This is a genomic window from Stakelama sediminis (assembly GCF_014199335.1).
Classification (GTDB): Bacteria; Pseudomonadota; Alphaproteobacteria; order Sphingomonadales; family Sphingomonadaceae; genus Sphingomonas; species Sphingomonas sediminis.
In genome coordinates this window covers 21,781-40,895 of sequence record NZ_JACIJI010000009.1, presented here as the reverse complement: position 1 = coordinate 40,895, position 19,115 = coordinate 21,781, and the positions used below count along the sequence as shown (strand labels likewise).

The 19,115-nt window shown below is 61.4% G+C and carries 22 protein-coding genes and 1 pseudogene; 13 read left to right on the top strand and 10 right to left on the bottom strand.

The annotated features are described in order from the left end of the window. The first annotated feature begins 9 nt into the window (after window positions 1–9). Entirely contained in the window at window positions 10–1,206 is a 1,197-nt protein-coding gene (locus tag FHR23_RS15340; RefSeq protein ID WP_184005752.1) for an NnrS family protein, read from the top strand. A 4-nt stretch (window positions 1,207–1,210) separates the two neighbouring features. Then, window positions 1,211–1,828 (top strand): carbonic anhydrase, encoded by a 618-nt coding sequence (locus FHR23_RS15335; RefSeq protein ID WP_221227575.1) that lies wholly within the window; start codon window positions 1,211–1,213, stop codon window positions 1,826–1,828. A 50-nt stretch (window positions 1,829–1,878) separates the two neighbouring features. On the opposite strand, the gene FHR23_RS15330 is transcribed toward FHR23_RS15335, so the two are convergent. Genes FHR23_RS15330 through FHR23_RS15320 form a run of 3 tightly spaced genes read right to left on the bottom strand, consistent with a single transcriptional unit; the run spans window position 1,879 to window position 3,090 of the window. Next, complete coding sequence (locus FHR23_RS15330) at window positions 1,879–2,157, bottom strand: TehB family protein (protein WP_184005750.1); 279 nt, start codon at window positions 2,155–2,157, stop codon at window positions 1,879–1,881. A gap of 2 nt (window positions 2,158–2,159) precedes the next feature. Continuing rightward, a complete protein-coding gene (locus FHR23_RS15325; protein WP_184005748.1) occupies window positions 2,160–2,618 on the bottom strand; it encodes a hypothetical protein in 459 nt (152 codons plus the stop codon). Further along, window positions 2,611–3,090: a group III truncated hemoglobin gene (locus tag FHR23_RS15320; RefSeq protein ID WP_184005746.1), complete on the bottom strand. Its 480-nt coding sequence runs from the start codon at window positions 3,088–3,090 to the stop codon at window positions 2,611–2,613. Before FHR23_RS15320 ends, FHR23_RS15325 begins: the two co-directional genes overlap by 8 nt. 80 nt (window positions 3,091–3,170) lie before the next feature. Here FHR23_RS15320 and FHR23_RS15315 point away from each other — a divergent pair, with 80 nt between their 5' ends. Continuing rightward, window positions 3,171–3,605, top strand: a complete 435-nt coding sequence (locus FHR23_RS15315) for an RrF2 family transcriptional regulator (protein ID WP_184005744.1) — start codon at window positions 3,171–3,173, stop codon at window positions 3,603–3,605. A 108-nt stretch (window positions 3,606–3,713) separates the two neighbouring features. On the opposite strand, the gene FHR23_RS15310 is transcribed toward FHR23_RS15315, so the two are convergent. Further along, window positions 3,714–4,235 (bottom strand): FAD-dependent monooxygenase, encoded by a 522-nt coding sequence (locus tag FHR23_RS15310; RefSeq protein WP_184005742.1) that lies wholly within the window; start codon window positions 4,233–4,235, stop codon window positions 3,714–3,716. A gap of 9 nt (window positions 4,236–4,244) precedes the next feature. Here FHR23_RS15310 and FHR23_RS15305 point away from each other — a divergent pair. Further along, a pseudogene (locus FHR23_RS15305) lies at window positions 4,245–4,676 on the top strand (efflux RND transporter permease subunit); the annotation flags it as partial. Window position 4,677: 1 nt separating this feature from the next. Next, window positions 4,678–5,901: a TolC family protein gene (locus FHR23_RS15300; RefSeq protein WP_184005740.1), complete on the top strand. Its 1,224-nt coding sequence runs from the start codon at window positions 4,678–4,680 to the stop codon at window positions 5,899–5,901. Window positions 5,902–6,152: 251 nt separating this feature from the next. Here FHR23_RS15300 and FHR23_RS15295 read toward each other — a convergent pair whose 3' ends face one another. From FHR23_RS15295 to FHR23_RS15275, 5 genes are all read right to left on the bottom strand, one after another. Beyond that, the gene (locus tag FHR23_RS15295) at window positions 6,153–7,670 is read right to left on the bottom strand and encodes an efflux transporter outer membrane subunit (RefSeq protein ID WP_246359941.1); all 1,518 of its coding nucleotides are present in this window, start codon (window positions 7,668–7,670) and stop codon (window positions 6,153–6,155) included. Between the two features lie 85 nt (window positions 7,671–7,755). After that, window positions 7,756–8,466 carry an ATP-binding cassette domain-containing protein gene (locus FHR23_RS15290; RefSeq protein WP_184005738.1) on the bottom strand — a complete coding sequence of 237 codons (711 nt, stop codon included), beginning with the start codon at window positions 8,464–8,466 and terminating at the stop codon, window positions 7,756–7,758. Window position 8,467: 1 nt separating this feature from the next. Further along, window positions 8,468–9,673, bottom strand: coding sequence for an ABC transporter permease (locus FHR23_RS15285; RefSeq protein ID WP_184005736.1), 1,206 nt, complete (start codon window positions 9,671–9,673; stop codon window positions 8,468–8,470). After that, window positions 9,670–10,821: an efflux RND transporter periplasmic adaptor subunit gene (locus tag FHR23_RS15280; RefSeq protein WP_184005734.1), complete on the bottom strand. Its 1,152-nt coding sequence runs from the start codon at window positions 10,819–10,821 to the stop codon at window positions 9,670–9,672. Before FHR23_RS15280 ends, FHR23_RS15285 begins: the two co-directional genes overlap by 4 nt. Continuing rightward, window positions 10,818–11,420 carry a TetR/AcrR family transcriptional regulator gene (locus FHR23_RS15275; RefSeq protein WP_184005732.1) on the bottom strand — a complete coding sequence of 201 codons (603 nt, stop codon included), beginning with the start codon at window positions 11,418–11,420 and terminating at the stop codon, window positions 10,818–10,820. The genes FHR23_RS15280 and FHR23_RS15275 overlap by 4 nt, the downstream gene beginning before the upstream one ends. A gap of 1,137 nt (window positions 11,421–12,557) precedes the next feature. Here FHR23_RS15275 and FHR23_RS15270 point away from each other — a divergent pair. The 6 genes from FHR23_RS15270 (at window position 12,558) to FHR23_RS15245 (ending at window position 17,540) form a co-directional block, all read left to right on the top strand. After that, window positions 12,558–13,535: an ArdC family protein gene (locus FHR23_RS15270; protein WP_184005730.1), complete on the top strand. Its 978-nt coding sequence runs from the start codon at window positions 12,558–12,560 to the stop codon at window positions 13,533–13,535. After that, window positions 13,532–13,750, top strand: coding sequence for a hypothetical protein (locus FHR23_RS15265; protein ID WP_184005728.1), 219 nt, complete (start codon window positions 13,532–13,534; stop codon window positions 13,748–13,750). The genes FHR23_RS15270 and FHR23_RS15265 overlap by 4 nt, the downstream gene beginning before the upstream one ends. A gap of 14 nt (window positions 13,751–13,764) precedes the next feature. Next, on the top strand, window positions 13,765–14,166 hold the full coding sequence (locus FHR23_RS15260) for a DUF2958 domain-containing protein (RefSeq protein ID WP_184005726.1): 402 nt from the start codon (window positions 13,765–13,767) through the stop codon (window positions 14,164–14,166). Window positions 14,167–14,303: 137 nt separating this feature from the next. Further along, entirely contained in the window at window positions 14,304–16,097 is a 1,794-nt protein-coding gene (locus FHR23_RS15255; RefSeq protein ID WP_184005724.1) for a ParB/RepB/Spo0J family partition protein, read from the top strand. Between the two features lie 139 nt (window positions 16,098–16,236). After that, window positions 16,237–16,692 (top strand): hypothetical protein, encoded by a 456-nt coding sequence (locus tag FHR23_RS15250; protein WP_221227574.1) that lies wholly within the window; start codon window positions 16,237–16,239, stop codon window positions 16,690–16,692. 524 nt (window positions 16,693–17,216) lie between these two features. Further along, entirely contained in the window at window positions 17,217–17,540 is a 324-nt protein-coding gene (locus FHR23_RS15245; protein WP_184005720.1) for a DUF736 domain-containing protein, read from the top strand. A gap of 175 nt (window positions 17,541–17,715) precedes the next feature. On the opposite strand, the gene FHR23_RS15240 is transcribed toward FHR23_RS15245, so the two are convergent. Continuing rightward, window positions 17,716–18,294, bottom strand: a complete 579-nt coding sequence (locus FHR23_RS15240; protein ID WP_184005718.1) for a YdeI/OmpD-associated family protein — start codon at window positions 18,292–18,294, stop codon at window positions 17,716–17,718. A gap of 89 nt (window positions 18,295–18,383) precedes the next feature. Here FHR23_RS15240 and FHR23_RS15235 point away from each other — a divergent pair, with 89 nt between their 5' ends. Further along, window positions 18,384–18,704: an ArsR/SmtB family transcription factor gene (locus tag FHR23_RS15235; protein WP_221227573.1), complete on the top strand. Its 321-nt coding sequence runs from the start codon at window positions 18,384–18,386 to the stop codon at window positions 18,702–18,704. Beyond that, the gene (locus tag FHR23_RS15230) at window positions 18,701–19,111 is read left to right on the top strand and encodes an SRPBCC family protein (RefSeq protein WP_184005716.1); all 411 of its coding nucleotides are present in this window, start codon (window positions 18,701–18,703) and stop codon (window positions 19,109–19,111) included. The genes FHR23_RS15235 and FHR23_RS15230 overlap by 4 nt, the downstream gene beginning before the upstream one ends. The last annotated feature ends 4 nt before the right edge of the window (window positions 19,112–19,115 follow it).

Genomic DNA, 19,115 nt, shown 5'->3' with positions numbered 1-19,115 from the left:
GGACCTTTCGTGAACCCGTCAATCCTACTGGCAGCGCCGCATCGGCTGCCCTTCCTGACCGGGTCGCTGGCCTTTGGCGGACTGCTGATGTGGTGGCTCGCACAATTGGCGCAGCTATATGCGGGGCTGTCCGGGGTCCCAACCACCGACCTGCCGCCCACCCTGCTGCACGGTCCGGCCATGATCTATCTCGGCCTTGCCCCTTTCATCTTCGGGTTTCTGCTCACGGTGTTCCCGCGCTGGATCGGTCTCCCCGATCTTGCGTTGCGCCAATTCGCCTCTGTCGGCGTCCTGCTTCTTATTGGTGCTGTGCTCGTCCTTGTCGCCTTAGGCACTGGTCTTGATGCTTTATTTTTGCCGGGCTTCGGATTGTTCGCGCTTGGCTGGGCGATCGCGCTTCTCGTCCTCCTTCGCGTACTGTGGACCGGGTCGAAAGCGGGAAAGCCTCGCTGCTGGCACGCATGGTCTGCACTTGCCGGTCTGACGCTAGGCCTTGCCGGTCTGCTTTCGGCAATCGCATTTATCAGCGGCAGTTCCTCGGATTTTCTGGTTTATGCCAACCGCATTGGAATCGGCGGATTCCTGCTCCCGATATTCCTGACGGTAGCGCACCGGATGGTCCCGTTTTTCGCCGGCAACGTGGTTGAGGGCTATGCCCGCTGGCGACCTGACTGGCTCATCGCTGTCCTTTGGATCTCACTGCTGGCTCGCTTGGCAGGCGAGCTCCTGAACATTGGCTGGCTGGCGATTTCGGCGAACGGCGCACTCGCGGCTCTAACCGGTGCCATGCTGTGGAAGTGGTGGCCGCGGGCAAGCGCACCAGGACTTCTGATTGTGTTGATCTGGGGGTTCGCCTGGGCTCCAATGGGCTTTACGCTTGCCATGCTGGATACCGCAACCTTGGCATTGGGTCGCGGCCCGGATCACGCCTTGATGATTGGATTCGCGGGAAGTTTACTTGTCGCGATGGTAACCCGCGTAACACAGGGGCATTCAGGTCGGCCCCTCTCGATGACAGCTCCTGCGTGGCTCGCTTTCTGTGCCGTCCAGTTGGCCGCAATCGCCCGGTTGGGGGCTGCACTCCAACTGGAATTGGCCGAAGCGTTGCTGGTATCGGTGGGCGTGCTCTGTATCGGGATGCTGCCATGGCTGCTGCGCAATATGGGCATTTACCTGTCACCGCGAAGCGATGGAAAGGCAGGCTAAGCAGATGGATGACGCGCCCCAACTGACCCCCGACGAAGCGCTGGAACTGCTTAAGGACGGCAATCGGCGGTTTCTCGACGATACAACCTACGAGCCCACGATGGACCGTATGCGCCGGCTTGAACTGGCGGCGGCGCAGCGACCATTTGCCGCCTATCTGAGCTGTTCGGATTCGCGGGTGCCGCCGGAACTGCTGTTTGAGCGCGGCCTAGGTGAGCTATTCATTATTCGCAATGCTGGCAATACACTGTGCACGACCGCGCTTGGCAGTCTGGAATTTGCCGTGACGAATCTGCAAGTCCCCTTGATCGTCGTCATGGGTCACGAGGCTTGCGGTGCTCTCAATGCAGCCGTTTCGCTTGCGCGGGGCAAGGCGAGTTTCACCGGGAACATCTCCAAGGTCCTTCAGTCGCTGCTGCCCGCCGTGCTCGAAACGGATCCATGGGCCGACCATATCGTTGATGCTGCTGCGATCAGCAATGTCCGGCGCGTCGTGCGCGAATTACGGGAAGAAGCGTCGCCCGCTCTGCTAGAGCCACAGCGAACAGGGAAGCTCAAAGTCGTCGGAGCCTTCTATCACCTTGACAGTGGCAAGGTGGACTTTCTCGACCCTATTGACTGAAAGCGCATCCGCGGCGGTGTGTGCGAATGTGCCGTCAGGCGCATCCTGGTTTAGCGATAGAATTCAACCTTGAACTGGACGTTTCGGACCGGTTTGACGAAATGCACCTGCTGCGGTTCGATGACGGCGTGCTCACCTGCTTTGAGTAGTTGGCTCCGGTGCGCTTGACCCGGAAGGTGATATTCGAGGCTCCCGTCGATTACGCACAGTTTGCCCCAGACCCCGGCTTTCAGATCATGTGCCGAGGTGAGTTTTTCAGGAACCGTTTGCTCGTTGAAGAGTGGTGATTCGGCGTACTTCTCAACACCATCCGGCAAAACGTTTCGCATACCTAACTTCCGATCCCGATCGAAAGTGTGATGACCAGTATCGCCATGCCAAACAGTGCGACAGCGAGCGGCACAATCAGGACCTGCCCATATACGGCTCTCTTGTCCATCAAGCCGGTAAAAGTATCGAGCATCTTGCCCTTATCGAGCGGCGAAATGTCCTCTGGCCCGGCCTGTCGCGCACCGATCCTCGCCACTCCGAAATAGACGGCGGCATAAAGTACCGAGATGATGATGGCGAAGCGTGCATGCCCGCTTCCGCCTGTGGCTGCGGCAATGGCAAAGAAGAATATCGCATAGCACGCGAACATTGCGAGCCATACACGCCGAGGAAACTGGAACCCCGGGTTTCGCGGTGGAACGGGCGCGGCGGCCAAAGGCTGCAAGGTCTGTTCCAAGGCAAAGACTTCAGCCTCGAAGTCAGTGGCGCGATCAGCCACTATCGATTGGTGTTCAAACATGGGGGAGGTTCCTTCCTGCTTTGGATCCGGAGATGCCGTCTCGCCGGATGGAAATTCCGGTAAGGAGGCTATCGGCGATGGCGCGCGCCCGTTGGGCAACCAGGGCCGCGCCTTCAGGCTGGGGGGCAAGGTCTTTCAAGGTGGTGTAGAAGAGTTCGAGCCAGCGCACGAAATGCGTGTCTTCAAGCCCCGGAATGGCCATGTGCTTGGCCATCGGATTGCCTGAAAATTCCCCGCTGTTGAACAGGATGGAACGCCAGAATGTCTTCATCCGCTCCATGTGCGCAGGCCAATCGGAAATGCGCTCCGCGAAGATCGGGCCGAGCAGATTATCCTGGCGAATGGTGTCATAAAAACGCTCGACCATAAGCGAGATGAATTGTTCGTCGACGCCCTGCGCTTCTGCATGCGCGCGTTTTGCAGCTCTTGCAGCGTGCACTTCCTGGCGTGATCTTTCGGTAACCGCGGACATCACAAACTCTCTTAAAGAAGCATCTTAGATGCCTATTATAGAGCCTTGGTGATAAAAGCAATATCTGATATACCTTTTTTATGCAGATGAACCTCCGAACCGATTACGCCTTGCGCATGCTGATGGCGCTTGCGGCAAAAGAGGAGGTCGTTTCGATCGACTGGCTTGCGGAGCACTATGACATCTCGCGCAACCACCTCGCCAAGGTGGCGCAAGACCTTGCCGCCGCAGGTTTTATCGAAACGCAGCGCGGACGCGGTGGCGGAGTGCGTCTGGCACGCGCTCCGTCAGATATAAATATCGGCCACGTGGTGCGCAGCTTGGAAAACACCACAGGATTTGTCGCCTGCATGGGCGGCAGGGAGACTTGCGTGGTGGAACGGGTCTGCGGGTTGAAGCCTGCATTGGCCGGGGCACTGGAGGCCTTCCTCGCTCATCTCGATCAATTTAGTCTTGCGCAAATCACGGGGGCCAAGCCCCGCTTTCTCAAGGAACTGATCCCAGAAGACTCGTGACGCCAGGCATGAACTCTTTGGCCAACCATCGCGGGCAGCGAGCAAGCTTTCCTCGCAACTGGGCCAATTGCCACAAACCACGCTCTGCGGAATTTATCGGTCCTGACCTTAGCCCATTCGCAACCGCCCTCCGATCCCAGGCAACCGCAAGCGGGGCGCCTTTACCTGTGGGCGAATCAGGATGCGATTCACGATTTTGTGCGCAGGAGGAGTCTGCGCAACTCTGAGGCCGAAGCGGCGCGCGGCGCGCGCGATCAGGCGATCATCCGTGTAGAGCCCGACGATCGAGTTTGTCGCCAGATAGATCGGAAGACTTTCACGGCGATGCCGCCGCTCGTATCGCCTGAGCGCCGCAGAGTTTGCTGGATCCGCGCCGCGTTCCAAAAGCGGCAGGATCTCATCTGTCAGGTGACGCACGCTCGCAATCCCCAGGTTGAAGCCATGTGCCGTGACCGGATGCATCCCCACCGCCGCATCGCCAACCAGAGCTGCTCGATGGCAGACAAATCGACGCGCAAAGGCTGTTGTGAGCGGGTAGGAATGCATAGGTCCGATCGGTTCCATAGTCCCGAACCTGCCGCGATACCGGCGATGCAGTTCCTGCCCCAGGGCATCGGGGTCGAGCGCCAAGATCCTGGTAGCATCCCTTTTGCGGTGGTCGGGGGCATGATCGCACTGGCGGCCTCCGGCGAGTATCTCTCCGTTCCAGCTTCGGTTGGCTTCATAGCCCTGCTGGGTATCGCGGTTCTCAATGGCCTGGTTATGGTGACCTACTTCCGCCAGCTGCGGGAGGAAGGCATGGCGCTTTCGGAAGCCGTTCGGCGCGGGGCTGAGCGCCGGTTGAGGCCGGTTCTGATGACTGCCAGCATCGCCGCTTTCGGACTTGTTCCACTACTGTTTGCGACCGGGCCGGGATCGGAAATCCAGAAACCGCTCGCCATCGTCGTCATCGGCGGTCTGGTGTCGGCCACTCTCCTGACCTTGATACTGCTGCCGATCCTTTACGAACGCTTTGGCGAGAATGCCGCAGAACGAGCGGCCGGCGATGCCCTGCATCCGGTGGAGGATTGAGATGCGTCTGATTCCAGCACTCTTGCCGTTACTTCTGATCGCCACGCCATTGGCTGCCCAATCTGCTTTGCCAGACGAACATGCCGTCACCATGGCGCTGGACGAGCATCCAACGGTCGTCGCAGCGCGTGCCCGGCTCGAAGCTGCCCACGCCCGCGCGGAGGGTTTGCGCAGGGGACCGCATGAATTCACAGTAACCGGAAGCTATACGCGTCGCAGCCTCGATACCGGTGGCGAGTTCGACGAGTATGATGCGCAACTCAGCCGCCCGATCCGCCTTCCCGGCAAGGCAAGGCTCGATCGCGAGATAGGACAATTCGGGATCGAGGCAGCCTCCAATCTGGCAGAAGATGCGCGCCATCAGGTAGCGCTCCTGCTTTCCAATTACTGGTTCGATTGGTTGTCGGCATCGGCGCAGGCCCGCGTCGATCGCGTGGCAGTCAGCAACTACGAAGCCTCGCTGGCGGCTGTGACCCGGCGAATGGAACTGCGCGATGCCGCGCAGCTCGATGTCGATCGGGCGCGCGCTGCGCTTGCCGCAGCACAGCTCGCCGCGGAACGCTCACAAGGTATGGCGGCTCTGGCGCAGACAAGGCTCGAAGCGCATTTCCCAAACCTGCCTCTGCCAGTCGATGCGCCGGAAATACCGCTACCTGATATTGCCGAGGCGCGTCTTGCACAGCTGCGCGACCTGGTCATTCTCAACAGTCACGAGATTGCGGCGGCTGAAGCCGAAGCACGGCGCATGGCTGCTGTCGCCGATCGCATGGATAGAGATCGCATGGCCGACCCCTCGGTTGGCGTGCGCGTATTCTCAGAGTTTGGCGGGGCCGAAACGGGAGCGGGCCTGACGTTCTCGCTTCCGCTGGGAGGCGGGCATCGCCGCGCATTGGCCGGTGAGGCCGAGGCAGGCGCATCGGCTGCAAGGGCCGAAGAAAGCCTTGCCCGTTACAATGTCGAAGAAACGGCAAACGCTGACGTCGTCGAGGCTAGATATCGCATCGCCGCATGGCAGCGCTCACGCGAAACCGTCGAGGCGCAAACCGCAGCCTTGCAGAGATTGCGGCGGGGCTATGAATTGGGAGAGATTGATCTTGCCGACCTGTTGCTCAGCGAGCGTATGGTCCATGATGCCTTCAGGATCGAAGCCGAAGCCCGAGGCGAAGCGATGCGCGCGATCACCACGCTGCGGATCGACAGTCATGAGCTGTGGCTCGCAGATTAAGAGAAGTTTCGCGACTCAGGGAACGCCATGTCGCATGACAGGGGCAGCGATGGCGCGAACAGTAAGGCAAAGCAGGTTGCGCATGCAGTGCACGAATGAACTTATCGCGACTACCTGGTGCCGGCGCAGCGGGAATTGAAAAACAACTTATTCAGGTAGACCGTTTGGCGACTTTCCGATTCGACGTGGCGGACGAATAGTAAAGCCAACACTTGTCCGACTCGCAGCGATGCGCGTCGGACAAGTGTTGCTTATTCGCCTACAGCAATTGAGATCGACTCGCCGCCGCCCATCGCGACATAGAACGCAGCGCTGTTGGCGAGCCGCTCGGACCTTGCCGCCACGACAGCGAGATTGGCTTGCTGTGCCAGATGTGCGGCAATCAGCACCTGAACATAACTTGCTGCCCCCAACTCGTACCGGCGCTGCATCGTTGCGTAGGATTCTTGTGCCGCGTCGGCGGCGCTCACTTGGGCCTCGAGAGCCCGCGCATTGGTGTCCACTGCCATAAGAACGTCAGCCACGTCGCGTAAGCCGTCCAGCACGACAACCTTGTAGCTGGCCGTAGCGGCATCAAACGCGGCAAGCGCGGCCCGTTTTTCATGGCTGAGGCCGGGATTGAACAGCGTCTGGGTCAGCTGGCCGATGATGTTCCAGACGGTCGACGATCCGGCGAACAGGGCGCCGGTTGAGAGCGCCTGCGTGCCCAGCGTCGCGCTCAGATTCAATTGCGGATACATTTGGGCGACCGCGACGCCGTAATCGGCATTCGCAGCATGAACCGTGGCCTCTGCCGCCAGAATATCAGGCCTGTGCCGGACGAGCTCCGACGGAACAACCAGCGGCAGTTCCTGCGGCAATGTGAATTCGGCGAGTGTAAAATCGGGGATACTGCCCTGTGCGGGAGCACGACCGGCCAGCGTGGCCAGGAGATGCTCGGTTTCCGCCAGCTGTTGCCTGAAAACGGGAAGTTCCGCGCGCAATTGCTCTGTCTGCGTCTCGAGCGCGAACAATTCATCCTCCGCGGCATTGCCCAGACGCACCCGCTCACGAGCGATGTCACGCTGGGCCTCAAGATTCTCGATCAGCGATGCGGTGATTTCAAGCTGCGCCGCGATCCGCGCTCTGGCAAAGGCGGTGGTCGCGATATTACCGGCCAGCGTCAATCTGGCTGCCTGCAATTCGAATTGCCGCGTTTCTGCGCGCGCCGAGAGCGCCTCGATTGCCCGGCTGTTCCCGCCCGCAAGATCGAGATTGTAGCCAACCGATACGTTGGTGTTGAACAGGCTGAACTCACGAGGATCCAGATCCTGGCCCAGACTGCCAGGGTTGAATCGCTGGCGCTGAGCGGTGCCGCCAAGTTCCGCCTGGGGAAGCTGCGTCGATCCGGCACGGGCATTGCGAAGTTCCTGCGCCTGCCTCAGCGTCGCTTCTGCTGCGGCGAGTGTCGGGCTCTGGCTGAGGGCCTCTGCGATGAAGGCGTCGAGACGAGGCGATTGGAAGCTGCGCCACCAGTCGGTTTCCACCTTAAGACCGGGCACAACGCGCTGCGCACTATCAACGCCCGACGGCGCGGAAGTAGCGACTTCGTTGGGAGCAATCGGTGAATAGGTTTGGACGGTTGGCGGGGCTGGCCGTTCAAAGTTCGGTCCAGCTGCGCACCCGGCCAGCAAGGCCGTCAAAGCCAGACCAGCGGTCAGGCGCAAAGCCGCTTGGCGTCCCGTCGTCCGGGTTATCCTGCCTTTCTTCATAATTTCCAGATTGGGCATTATAACCGCTCCTGTATCGACACGGCATGTGCAGCCGCGACCGACGGGTAAAATTGCCTGTGAAGCGCGCGTGCCTTGCCAAGGTTCATGAAATTGGCCTCCCTTCACCCGCTTCTTCGGATGTGACGCCGTCCCGAATGTGGTAAATCCGTTTGAATGTCGGGATGATTTTTTCGTCATGCGTCACGATGATGATGGCAGTCTGATATTTTTTGGCCATTTCATGCAGGATCCGCATCACCGCCATGGCCCGTTCGGAATCGAGCGGTGCAGTCGGCTCGTCCGCGAGGATCACCGGTGGGCGATTGATCAGCCCGCGGGCAATGGCGACGCGCTGCTGTTCACCGCCGGACAACTGCGACGGCATGGCTGCGGCGCGGTGATGGACATCGAGCGCCGTCAGCAGATCGAGCGCGCGTTCGCGCGATTCCGCATTGGAATGCCCGGCCAGCATTGGCAGCAATGCGACATTGTCGACCACATCGAGAAAGGGGATCAGGTAAGGCGCCTGAAACACGAACCCGATCTTGTCTCTGCGCAGCGCTCTGAGGTCGGTGACTTTCCAGCCATCATCGTAAATCACCGTTCCGCCCAGGGTCATACGCCCTGCAGTCGGATCGATCACCGCCCCCAGGCTCTTGAGAAGTGTGCTTTTCCCCGATCCGGAAGGACCGATGAGGCCGACCACTTCTCCGGGCGCAACCTCCATATCGACATGCTTCAACGCATCGACGGCGGTGTCGCCTTCGCCGTAGCGCTTTCTAAGCCCTTCGATGCGGATGCCTTCGGATGTCACATTAGCCCCCGATCGCTTCGGCGGGATCGACCTTCAGCGCCATACGGATCGCGATCAGGCTGGCCAGCGCGCAAATCGCCAAGACTGCCATGAAGCCGGTGATGGCGTCCTGCGATAACAGCAACACATATTTGGGGAAGTATGGTGCGGTGAAAGTGGCCGTGATCTTGCCGACGGCAAAGCCAATCGCACCCAGCGCGAGAGCCTGCTGCAGGATCATCCCGGCGATGGTCCGATTGCGCGTGCCGATTAGCTTGAGCACGGCAATCTCGCGGATCTTGTCCATTGTCAGCGAATAGATAATGAAAGCAACAATCGCAGCGCTGACGACGGACAAAATGGCAAGGAACATGCCGATCTGCTTGGACGATGTGGCGATGAGCTTGCCGATGAGGATGTCCTCCATCTCGGCGCGGGTATGGACTGTGAGCCTTTTCCAGCGGCGGATCGACTGCGCCACAGCTTCAGCGTCGGATCCGGGCGCCAACCGCACCAGAATGGCGTTGACCGACGTGCTGTTCGCCTGTGAGGCATTCACGGCGTCGAGGATATCCGGCTGACCGGGGCGATTGAACGCCGGGTTGGCCGCGGTCCGCCGACGGTTTTGCAAGATTGCTTCATTGTCTTTCAGGAACTGGGCTTCCTGGGCATCCTTCAGCGGAATGAACACCATCGGGTCGCCGCTGGATGAAACCATTCGCCGGGTCAGGCCCACAACCCGGTACCGGTTGCGGCGGATGGTGATTTCGTCACCCAGGCGGAAACCAGCGGCGATATCGGCCACCGCCTCGTAATGACCGCGGGTAATCTGCCGGCCGTCAACCAGATAGGGTGGCCATCCGGGGGAGCCCCATGCATCACCAGGAATGATGCCCACCACCATAGCGCGGACATCATTATCACCCTGGCGGACCTGCATGGTCAGATAGGTGACATTTGCGGCCTGAGCGACGCCGGGCATGGCCAGCACCGTGCGATACAGATCATCGCTGATGCTCGATGATTCTGCATAAGGGCCGAGCGTGTCCCGCTGGACGACCCAGAGATCGGCACCGCTATTGTCGAGCAGCGCCTTGCCGTCATCGACCATGCCGCGATAAACGCCGGCCATCACCAGCGTAACCCCAATCAGCAGGCCGAGGCCGAACCCGGTAAAGACAAATTTGCCCCAGCTATGGAGGATGTCCCGGCCTGCCAAGCTGATCACGGCGTGACCCCGGGGATACGCTCGACGATACTGATGCTGCTGCTTACTGAAAGCTCCCTCTCGCTGTAGACAATGATGGTATCGCCTTCGCTCAGCCCGCGCAGGATCTGGACTTGCCCGTCGAGATCGGATTTGCCGGGCGTCACCGGAACAAACACCGGCTCCCCATCCTCCAGCCGCCAGACCCCGATGCTGTCCCCCTGCCGCCGGACGGCAGCATTGGGCACGACCGGCCCATCGGGAAGCGGTGCAAGGTCCACCGTTACTTCGACATATTCGCCAAGGGGGGGCAGGGGCACAGGAAGTGTATCGAAGACCACTTTGACCAGCGTTTCCTCGGTAACAGCGTCGGCCCTCGGCTCGATGCGCAGAACCCTGCCGCGCAAGACCTCGCCATCACGGGACCGCAGTTGCACGCGGGCCGGCAGACCTGCCATCAGTCCGGCAGAACTGACCTGATCGAAACGGACATTGACCCATAGGCTGGCAGGATCGATAATCTCGATGACAGTCTGACCCCCGGCGACGGCTGCACCCGGCTCCACTTCGCGAAGAGTGACAATCCCGGATGCCGGAGCAACGAGGCGCAGATTCCCACGTTGGGATTGCAGCCCCGCATAATCCGATCGCATGCGATCCAGATTTGAGCGCGCCGTCGCGGCGGCGGCTTCAGCCACCACCAGATCCTGACGCTTGGCGGCCAGCACTTCTTCGCTGGTGGCCCGCGCCTCGAGGAGGCTCTCATAGCGATCTGCTTCGGCTGCGGCATGGGTTCGCCGGGCGTTTGCCTCGCTGACGGAAGTCTCGGCGCCCCGAACGGCGGAGACTTGCGCGGACAGTCGGTCATCCAGATCAACCGGGTCCATTTCGCCGATCAGCTGGCCAGCAACGACCCGATCCCCGACGTTGACTGTCAGACGCCTGACGCGACCCGCGAAGGTCGGCCCGACATGATAAATCCGTTCCGCATCGATCGTGCCCACACCAAACAGCGCCGGACGTAATGTACGGTTTTCGACATCGGCAGTAGTGACCGCAACCGGTGCCAGTGGGCCGGATCGCAGCGCCACATAGCCCAGCGACACGGCGAGGATTACCAGGACGGCAATCAGCGCCACCTTTCTGCGCTGCATGGTGGTGATATTCATACACGGACCTCGATTGCGAGCCGGAACAACGAGAAAACGCCCGGTGCCTCCTTGCGGATAAGTTGAACGTCGCCAGCAAGTAGCGACTGCATGACCAGCCCTTGAATCATGCCGATGAAGAGCGTGCTGACAGAGGCTGTGTTGATGCCCGGCGATAACTGACCGCTGGCTTTGCCATCTTCGATCACCATGACGAGCCGCTCCCGGTATCGATGCAGCATCTTATGGGCCATACGCTTGGGTGCGGTCATTTCAGCTCGCTGCAATTCCCCAAACAGCATCCGGGGAACGCCGGGATGCTCTACGAAGAACGCGACATGCGCCATGAACATGGCGTCGAGCGCCTCAAGCGGACCTGGCGCCCCGTGGGCCGCCTTGTCGATACGCGCCAGCAGCCGATCAGCGACCCAATCCATGACCGATTCAAGAATGGCTTCCTTGCTCGGAAAGTGCCTGAAGAGCGCTCCTTGGGTGACGCCCATGTGCCTGGCAATCGCAGTGGTCGTGATGTCACTGGGATTTTGGTGGGCCGCCAGCTCCAAGACAGCTTCAACCGTAACGGCGCGCCTTTCGTCAGCGGGCAGGTGTTTTGTTCGCATAGTTTGGCACCATTGATAGTAAGCGATTACTATCTTTAATACCTCTGAGCTTCGCCGTCAACGGCCTTCAGATCCCGCCAAACAACCAGCGCCGTTCAAGCGGAAGGCACTTTATCTCATAATTTTGGGCAATCGCTGGCAAGTAATCGCAATTTGCTGGATGGCAGATGAAGCGATAATTTGCGGTTGTTAGTGGCATCTTGCGGCTCCTGCCGAGGAGCGGGACCACTCCGCTCGGCAGTCGCCCACCGGTCAGGGACTGGACGCAATCACCGCGGCAAAACTGCGGCCGCAGCCAGAGACCGGGAAGGAACCGCTGCCGACCAAAGCCTTGCCCTCCGAAGACGATGCACTCGCTGCCGCCGTCGGCTTGGAACTTTGGGCGCTTGGTATCCAGCTTGTCCTAGCGGTCGATTCCGACGCAAAAGGGTAGGCACGGGTCGATCTTTGCGTTGGAGTAGGGGAAAGCCTTCCCCTGAGCCGGAGCCGCTTTGCTGTCTCCGCCTACCCTTTCTGCGGGGTCACCCCGCAACGCCCCGTGAAGCGGAGCGGGGCTGATGTCGCGCTCTGTCCCGCAGGCCTAGCGTCCTGCTCCTGAGGGCGCGGCATTCCTGTCATAGGCCCCGCGCGCACTCTGATTGCAGCTCACAATTGCAAAAGGATCGGCCTGCCCGACGACAGGCCCCGCCGGGGCGGCCGATCCCGGCACTTGCAGCACCCGCCTCCATTCAGGGTGCGAATTTCTTGTCTTGGGAACCTCGCTGGTCGCTCGGCCTCGACTAACGGCATGAACAGGTTGCTGCGGACGGCGCGCGGACGTGATTTCGAGTGAAATGGAACATTTCACGGCCCGGAAGTCACGCGACAAACACTGCGCGCCGGCGTTGTTTGTGTGGCCCGCGAAAGCGGCGGGGTGGGCGGCGCTCCCGGCTAGGCACGGTCCGGCCAGCCGCAACCCGGCCCTGAAGGGACCGGGTCTTCCATTGCATTGCAGCCCTTATTCGACTGGCTGAACAGGCAGCCATCTGCGTCATGCGGGTGCGGCTGACCGCCCCGCACCTTTCTGGTCGCTGTCACCGCCCACCCCGCCCCTTCCGGGGGCCGGTGTGCGGATTTGGGCAGTTCGGGAGGCGAGCAATGGCGCGCAAGGTTTCAAAGGGCAGTGCAGGTGGCAGACGTAGAAGGGCGGCGCGCAGCGCCGCGCGCGGGAATGGCTCCCGCGCATCGCTGTATGACGAGGTCACGCAAACCATCTTAACCGAGCTTGAGGACGGCGTGTTTCCTTGGGTCAGGCCGTGGAGCAAGGCCAAAGCCTCGCCCGGCCTGCCATGCAACGCGGTGACCAAGCGGGCTTACTCGGGTATCAATGTGCTGATCCTGTGGGGCGCGGTGATCGAGGGTGGCTATCCTTCGCAGGATTGGTTGACCTTTCGCCAAGCGCAGGCCGCAGGCGGCTGCGTCCGCAAGGGCGAGCGCGGGCGCACGGTGTTCTATGCCGACCGCTTCACCCCGAAAGACGAGCGCGACGCACAAGGGCGCGAGCAGGCCGGGAGCGGCGGGGAGGCGCGTTCGATACCGTTTCTCAAGCGCTTTACGGTGTTCAATGCCGCGCAATGCGACGGACTGCCCGAGGGGCTGGTGACGCAGCCAGCGCCTTTGCCCGAACGCGAATTGCACCGCGCAGCCGAAGACCTCATTGCCGCTACGGGTGCAGACTTTCGCATTGGCGGGGCGCAGGCCTTCTATTCGCCATCGGGCGATTTCGTGATGGTGCCGCCGCAACCGGCCTTCCATCACCAGATCGACTATTATCGCACCGCGCTGCACGAGCTGGGCCACTGGACCGGCCATGGCTCGCGGTTGGCCCGCGACCAGACGGGGCGGTTCGGCTCCGCGCCCTATGCGCGCGAAGAACTGGTCGCCGAACTGGCCTCGGCATTCCTGTGTGCCGCGCTCGGCATCGAGCCAACCGTACGCCACGCGGATTATCTCGGCAGTTGGCTGGCAGTGCTGCGCGCCGACAGCCGCGCGATTTTCCGCGCGGCCAGTCAGGCGAGCAAGGCCGCCGAGTTCCTGCTGCATTGTCAGCAGAGCGAACGGAAGCAGGCGGCATGAGCAGGGTAAACGATCCCAGTGCGCCGTCGCGCGCTTTCGAAGCCGAGGATACCGAAGCTGGTTCGCAGACGCTGGTTCCCGGCGTTGCGCCGGTCACGCTGGGCGAGCGGCTTGGCGTTCTCGCCAATGCGCCGCTGCTGCCGCGCAAGGGTCAGCGGCCCGCCAATCACGGGCTGTTCGATACCAATGCCCGCAACCAGCTCGAAATGTTCTGACCGGAGAGGATGCAATGGACCTTCTCACCCAATCCCTGCGCGAGCGCCTGCTGGCCAATAGCCTTTCAGAGGCCGACCATGTGCCGCTCGTCAAATTCTTCAATCCGATAGGCGCGGCGACCTGGCTGTTTACCGAACTCGACAGTGACGGCGATACGCTGTTCGGCCTGTGCGATCTCGGTTTGGGTTTTCCCGAACTGGGTGGCGCAAGCCTGTCGGAAATCGCCTCGGTGCGCCTGCCGCTAGGTTTGCGGATTGAGCGCGATCTGCATTTTGCCGCCGAACACCAGCTCTCGGTCTATGCCGAGGCGGCGCGGGCTTGCGGCCAGATCACCGAGCACCCCGACCATTTGGCCCGTGCGGCGGCGGCGCTGGCGCGCGCCGGAGAGCAGGGGCGGAGCCGTTCACCGCCGTAGCCCCAAACGGCGGATGATGCACGCATCGGACCTGTCCCTTCGATGCGGGACACACCGGCCCCGCCTTCCGCCTTCCAAGCCCCCCGACCGGAGAGCGGGGCCACCCTATCCAAGAGATTATTCAAGGAGTCACTATCATGCAGATCGACCATATTCCGCTGGACCGTCTTTCGGTTTCCCCCATCAATATGCGGCGCGGACGCAAGGCCCCCGATGTCCGCGACATATTGCCTTCGGTGAAGGCGCGCGGCGTGCTTTCACCGCTGTTCGTGCGGGCAAATGGCAAGCCCGATCATTTCGAGATACTGGCAGGCAAGCGCCGCTATTTCGCGAGCGTCGAAGCCGCCAAGGAAAGCGGCGAGGAGCGCAGCCTGCCTTGCATCGTGATCGGCGAGGGTGACGATGCCGAAGCGCTCGAAATCTCGATGATCGAGAATCTGCTGCGGCAGGACCCCGACGAGGTCACCCAATGGGAAAGCTTCACTCGCCTCGTGAAGGAAGGTCGCAGCGTCGAGGACATTGCCGCGACCTTCGCGCTCACCGAATTGCAGGTGAAGCGCATCCTTGCGCTCGGCGATCTCTTGCCCCGCATCCGCGAAGCCTACCGCGCCGAGGAAGTGGATGCCGCGACCGTCCGCCATCTGACGCTCGCGAGCAAGGCGCAGCAGAAGGCATGGCTGGCGCTGTTCGAGGATGCGGATGCCTATGCTCCGCGCGGCAGTCAATTGAAGGGCTGGCTTTTTGGCGGTGCGTCGATTGCGACCGGTGTCGCGCTATTCGACCTTGAGACCTATTCCGGCCAGATCGTTGCTGATTTGTTTGGCGAGGATGGCTATTTTGCCGACAGCGATGCGTTCTGGGCAGCGCAGATGGCCGAGATTGAGCAGCGCAAGGCCGACTATCTCGAAGCAGGCTGGGCCGATGTCGTGATCGTCCCTCCCAACGAGCATTTCGCCGGTTGGGAGTATGAACACGCGTCCAAGCGCAAGGGCGGGCGCGTCTATATCCAGTGCCGCGCCAATGGCGAGGTTGTATTCCACGAAGGCTTTATCAGCCGCCGCGAAGCGCAGGCGGCGGAGCGCCGCGCGCGCGGCGAAGACGGGGACGCCAAGCCCGCACGGCCCGAACTGACCTCGACGCTGGCAAGCTATATCGACCTCCACCGCCATGCGGCGGTGAGCGAACGGCTCTCGACCGCGCCGACGCTGGCGCTGCGGGTGATGGTTGCCCATGCGATTGCCGGTTCGCCGCTGTGGAGCATCCGGCCCGCCGATACGGCAAGCCGCAATGAAGCCATTGCCGCCAGCATTGCCAACAGCCCCGCGACCAGGGCTTTGGCCGAACGCCGCCGCGCGATGCTCGACCTACTGGGATTCGAGGAAAGCCGCGAGGCGCTGTGTCAGGACCGCTACGGCAGCGACCTTGTTCCGATCCTCCACCGGCTTTTGAATCTGGAGGATGGCGAGGTTATGCAGGTGCTGGCACTGGTCATGGCCGAAACGCTCGCCATCGGCAGCGAGGCTGTCGAATATTGCGGCCAGCATCTGGGCGTGGGCATGGCCGATCATTGGCAGGCCGACGAAGCCTTCTTCGGCCTGCTGCGCGACAAGGAAGTGATGGTTGCGCTACTTGGCGAGGTCGGCGGCGAAGCTGTGGCCAGCGCCAATGCGACCGAGAAGGGTGCGACCCTCAAAGGCCTCATCTCCGATCATCTGACCGGTGCGAATGAGCGGCCCAAGGTCGAGCGCTGGGTGCCGCGCTGGATGGCCTTTCCGCCTGCTGCCTATACATCGCGTGGCGGCGTGCCGAGCGTAACCGCTGCGAAGCGCGCGGAATGGCTGGTCGAAGGCGAGGAGGATGAAGCGGAAGGCGCGGAACCCGCTTCGGACGCCCATCAAGACACGCCGGAGGCCGATCCGCTCGCGGCCTGACCCAGCGCTTCTCAAAATGCGGGCAGCGGGATGATCCCCGCCGCCCGCATTGTGCATCGGGGCGCATGGTTGTATTGGTTCGGCATTGCAAAAAAGCACCGTGGAGGAGGTCGGGAGGTGCGTCCGGCGAATGTTCGCCATGAAAGGACGCCCCATGATTGTCATTGCCGCCCTCACCGTGCTCATCGCTGCCGTGCTGGCAGCCCGCCTGCTCTATTCGCTCTCGATCCTCGCTCTGCCGCTCTGGTGCGGCGGCACAGTCGCTTGGTGGACTATTGCCAGCGGGGCGGGCTGGCCGCTTGCGGCCAGTGCCGGACTGGCAGCTGCCACAATGCTGCTGGTCGCCGCCCATCTGCTCGCCGGTGCGCGCTCCCCTGTTTTGCGGCTCGTGCCGGTTGCTGCCTTCGGCCTGTGCGGCGGAGTGGCGGGCTATCATGCGGCGCATGGTCTTGCCCTTGCTTTGCTCCCCGATGGCCTGATCGTCCAGGGGCTGAGCCTTGCGGCAGCTCTACTGATCGGGAGCGCTGCGGCGCTGCGCTGGCTCGCCGTTCGCGGTGGCGCTACCCCATCGCCGAACCCGCCATCATGGGTGTAAGCCGTTCGCCGGACGGGACGATTGTCGGAATCGGCTCGTCCTCGATCAAGCGCGGGCATGGTCCAGTTGACTGTCAGCACCGATGGTCACTGATCCGAAACGCGTGCGGGGCAGCTTGCGAGCCTGAAGTTCGCTGACAGCAATGCCGGGATCCTGCGGCACCCCACATGGCGATCACTGCTTGACCGATGTGAGCCCGCTATAGGTAAGTGCGCCGAATGGTGTCCTGATCTGCCGTTTTCGCACGGCGTCACCTGCCCCACCTGCTGCCTCGTCAATGGCGTGTCTGGCGGCGGACGGGCTTCGCCCTTGCGGGGCTTCGGGGCGCAACGGCGCGGGAGCGGCTATTTTCCGCCGGTCGCTGACGCGTCCTTTGCATCGCGAAGCAAAATAGCCGCGCCCCTGCCGTCCTCCGCTGTCGCTGCGTTCCCTGCCGGGATGCGCCCGCCCCGCACAACCGCCCTTGCATGGCCATCGAGGCTGCGATGGGCGCAGGTTCGAACCAAAGCGAAAGGAATATCATCATGGCCAATATCGGCAACTTCACCACCACGGGCACCGGCTACAAGGGCGAGATCGTCACCATGAGCGTGCAGCAGAAGAATGTACGCATCGTCGCCGAAACCGAAGCGGCAAGCGAGAATGCACCTTCGCACCGGGTCTTCGTCGGCCGCGCCGAAATTGGTGCGGCCTGGAGCAAACAGAGCCAGGAAGGCCGCGACTACCTGTCGGTCAAGCTCGACGATCCAAGCTTTGTCGCTCCGATCTACGCGAACCTCTTCGCCGAAGATGATGGCGAGAATTTCAGCCTGATCTGGACCCGCAGCCGCAAGACCAATGGCGAGTAACCGCCGCAAGGCTGCCCCGCCCGGCACACGCCGGGCGGGGCTTCATTCGTGAAAGGTTCGCTTCTGACCCTGCAGGGCATAAAGGCGACATTTGGCTCCCGACCCATTCGCAGTCATTCTAGAAGGCGAGCGACTTACTCAGAGGCGGACATCTCGGCGTGGGCACAGGTGACGGCTACCGGTCATGCATCCCCTTCCCCTGTTCGATCGCCCCGCGCCACTTCTCGATCCGGCGCTTGCGTGTCTCGAATTTCTTCGCCTCGGTGAAATGCAGCAGATAGCCGCGCTGACGCCCAGTTGTGAGCGCATCGAACGCTTCCTTAAAATCCGGATCATCGTCAAATGCATCAACCAGTTCCTTGGGCGGTTCGATCTCTTCCCGGTCGTCGAAATCGACTTCCTCACCCGCTTCTTCCAATGCAATCGCCTCCCTCACGGTGTCGCGGATCAGCTGTTCCTGCGTTGCGATGTCGTCGAGACTTTCGAAATGCAGGCGGCGCATTGCTTTCGAATGCTTGCCGGGTGCAACGAGATTCTCGCCCTTGTCCTCAAGCAGGCAGCCTTTGAAAAAGCCAATCGCGCAGCTGTCAGCCATGCCGTATATGATGGCGACGTTGCCGCCATCATGCGTGTAGGTCAGCTTGTTCCATTTGACGGCTTCCGCCAGCCCGCAATCGAGCAGTATCTCGCGCATTTTCTTGCGCTCTTGATGCCAGTCCTTCTGCTTCAGCAGGCTCGTGACCGTCGTTCTCATATGTCTCATCCCAAAACTATCGTGCCAATTGACATCCCATAACCAGATAGTTATTCAAAATCGATAGCTGACTGGTTATGGGATGATCGATGAATATGCAAACGGCTGTATTCAAGAGCTTGTCCGATCCGACCCGGCGAGCTGTTTTCGAGCGCCTTTGCCGCGAAGGAGAGTTGACGGTGGGCGCACTGGCAGAGGGCTCAGGGGTGTCGCAACCCGCCATTACTAAACATCTCATAGTGCTCGATCGGGCGCGTTTGGTGGCGATCCGGCGCGAAGGACGAAACACGCATTGCCGCGCGCGACCTGAGGGCATTGCACCGCTCGCCGACTGGCTTGGTGAGATGAGCCGTTTCTGGGACGCGCGTCTCGATGCGCTCGAAGACCTGCTCAAAAGGATGGATCAATGACGACCGACAATACCGATTACCGCTCACTCGATTTCGAGCGTCAGCTCGACCATCCGCCGGAGAAAGTTTGGCGAGCGCTGACGCAAAAGGAATTGCTCGGCGAGTGGATTATGCCGTCGGATTTCGAGCCAGAGGTCGGCAAAAGCTTCGCGATGGCGGCGGAGTGGGGCGAGGTGACCGGCGAGGTCCTCGCCGTCGAGCCTGAAGAGCGTCTGTCCTACACCTGGAATGGACCCGGCCTGACCAGCGAAGTGACGTGGACGCTCACCCCAAAGGATGGTGGCACTTTGCTGCGGCTCGATCACACGAAGATCCCCTCCGACAGCAACCAGGCTTACCACGGCGCAAAGGCAGGGTGGCCCCGATTTCTCGATGCGCTTGAGAAAACCCTATCGAACATCGACTGATCGT

What these genes read in the sequence shown, in the direction of transcription:
- FHR23_RS15240 (WP_184005718.1), bottom strand. Translation starts at nt 18,294, where the DNA reads ATGAGAACGACGGTCACGAGCCTGCTGAAGCAGAAGGACTGGCATCAA.
- FHR23_RS15260 (WP_184005726.1), top strand. Translation starts at nt 13,765, where the DNA reads ATGGACCTTCTCACCCAATCCCTGCGCGAGCGCCTGCTGGCCAATAGC.
- FHR23_RS15275 (WP_184005732.1), bottom strand. Translation starts at nt 11,420, where the DNA reads ATGCGAACAAAACACCTGCCCGCTGACGAAAGGCGCGCCGTTACGGTT.
- FHR23_RS15315 (WP_184005744.1), top strand. Translation starts at nt 3,171, where the DNA reads ATGCAGATGAACCTCCGAACCGATTACGCCTTGCGCATGCTGATGGCG.
- FHR23_RS15255 (WP_184005724.1), top strand. Translation starts at nt 14,304, where the DNA reads ATGCAGATCGACCATATTCCGCTGGACCGTCTTTCGGTTTCCCCCATC.
- FHR23_RS15295 (WP_246359941.1), bottom strand. Translation starts at nt 7,670, where the DNA reads ATGCCCAATCTGGAAATTATGAAGAAAGGCAGGATAACCCGGACGACG.
- FHR23_RS15320 (WP_184005746.1), bottom strand. Translation starts at nt 3,090, where the DNA reads ATGTCCGCGGTTACCGAAAGATCACGCCAGGAAGTGCACGCTGCAAGA.
- FHR23_RS15270 (WP_184005730.1), top strand. Translation starts at nt 12,558, where the DNA reads ATGGCGCGCAAGGTTTCAAAGGGCAGTGCAGGTGGCAGACGTAGAAGG.
- FHR23_RS15230 (WP_184005716.1), top strand. Translation starts at nt 18,701, where the DNA reads ATGACGACCGACAATACCGATTACCGCTCACTCGATTTCGAGCGTCAG.
- FHR23_RS15265 (WP_184005728.1), top strand. Translation starts at nt 13,532, where the DNA reads ATGAGCAGGGTAAACGATCCCAGTGCGCCGTCGCGCGCTTTCGAAGCC.
- FHR23_RS15325 (WP_184005748.1), bottom strand. Translation starts at nt 2,618, where the DNA reads ATGTTTGAACACCAATCGATAGTGGCTGATCGCGCCACTGACTTCGAG.
- FHR23_RS15280 (WP_184005734.1), bottom strand. Translation starts at nt 10,821, where the DNA reads ATGAATATCACCACCATGCAGCGCAGAAAGGTGGCGCTGATTGCCGTC.
- FHR23_RS15330 (WP_184005750.1), bottom strand. Translation starts at nt 2,157, where the DNA reads ATGCGAAACGTTTTGCCGGATGGTGTTGAGAAGTACGCCGAATCACCA.
- FHR23_RS15245 (WP_184005720.1), top strand. Translation starts at nt 17,217, where the DNA reads ATGGCCAATATCGGCAACTTCACCACCACGGGCACCGGCTACAAGGGC.
- FHR23_RS15235 (WP_221227573.1), top strand. Translation starts at nt 18,384, where the DNA reads ATGAATATGCAAACGGCTGTATTCAAGAGCTTGTCCGATCCGACCCGG.
- FHR23_RS15250 (WP_221227574.1), top strand. Translation starts at nt 16,237, where the DNA reads ATGAAAGGACGCCCCATGATTGTCATTGCCGCCCTCACCGTGCTCATC.
- FHR23_RS15300 (WP_184005740.1), top strand. Translation starts at nt 4,678, where the DNA reads ATGCGTCTGATTCCAGCACTCTTGCCGTTACTTCTGATCGCCACGCCA.
- FHR23_RS15335 (WP_221227575.1), top strand. Translation starts at nt 1,211, where the DNA reads ATGGATGACGCGCCCCAACTGACCCCCGACGAAGCGCTGGAACTGCTT.